Origin of the sequence: Amycolatopsis pittospori (genome assembly GCF_013870525.1) — a bacterium.
GTDB classification, from domain to species: Bacteria; Actinomycetota; Actinomycetes; order Mycobacteriales; family Pseudonocardiaceae; genus Amycolatopsis; species Amycolatopsis pittospori.
The window spans coordinates 1-1,027 of record NZ_JACBXD010000191.1; the positions used below are offsets into that span (position 1 = coordinate 1).

1 protein-coding gene is annotated in these 1,027 nt (G+C 65.2%); it reads left to right on the forward strand.

The window, feature by feature from the left end; all coding sequences use genetic code 11:
• Positions 1–50: 50 nt before the first annotated feature.
• A partial coding sequence (locus H5J31_RS39565) for an IS30 family transposase (protein WP_181777774.1) occupies positions 51–1,027 on the forward strand: 977 nt, incomplete at its 3' end.

A 1,027-nucleotide genomic window follows, 5' to 3' on the forward strand; every position in this document is an offset into this window, starting at 1 on the left:
GGCGGTCTCAATCGGTTGTTGCAAGTGGTGGCAGCTGATAGGAGATCTTCATGCCAGGACCCCGGTTGACGTGCGAGGAACGGGAAAAGATCCAGAATGGTCTGGATCACGGACTTACCCAGGACGCGATCGCGAAAGTCCTGGGTAGGTCACCCTCGACGATTTCACGAGAAGTACGCCGCGGTGGTGGACCGCGGTGCTCGCGGCCCGGCACCAGGATCACTGGCCGGCCCCGCCGCTACCGGGCCGACCGAGCCCAGCGCCTGGCCTTCGAACGCGGCCGGCGCCCGAAAGCCCACCTGCTTGCCGGTGAGCTGGCGGCGGTGGTGACCGGTCTGCTGGAAGCGGACTGGTCACCCCAGCTGATCTCCCTGATGTTGCCGATGTTGTTTCCCGACGATCAGGCTATGCGGGTGAGTCACGAGACGATCTACCTGTCACTGTTCATCCAGACCCGTGGCGAACTGCGCAACGAGCTCACCGAACACCTGCGCTCAGGCCGTGACCGGCGCCGGCCGCGCACCAGCACCTCCAGCCGCCGCAAGGGCCGGATAACCGGGATGACCCCGATCAGCGAACGCCCAGCCGAGGCCACCGACCGGGCAGTGCCCGGGCACTGGGAAGGTGATCTGATCCTCGGGGCGGTCAGCCAGGGTGCGGTCATCACCCTGGTCGAACGCCACTCCCGATTCGTGTTGCTGGCGCCCCTGCCCGACACACACAAAGCCGTTGAAGTCCGGGAACTGCTCACCAGCATGATCGCCACCCTGCCCACCGAACTGAAACGATCGCTGACCTGGGACCAGGGCAACGAAATGGCCCAGCACGCCCAGTTCACCCTCGACACCGGCCTGCAGGTCTACTTCTGCAACCCCCACAGCCCCTGGGAACGCGGCAGCAACGAAAACACTAACGGCCTCCTACGCCAGTACTGGCCCAAAAGCTCAGACCTGCGCCACCTCACCCAAACCCACTGCGACGCAGTCGCCCTCCGCCTCAACACCCGACCACGCCCTACACTCGGCCT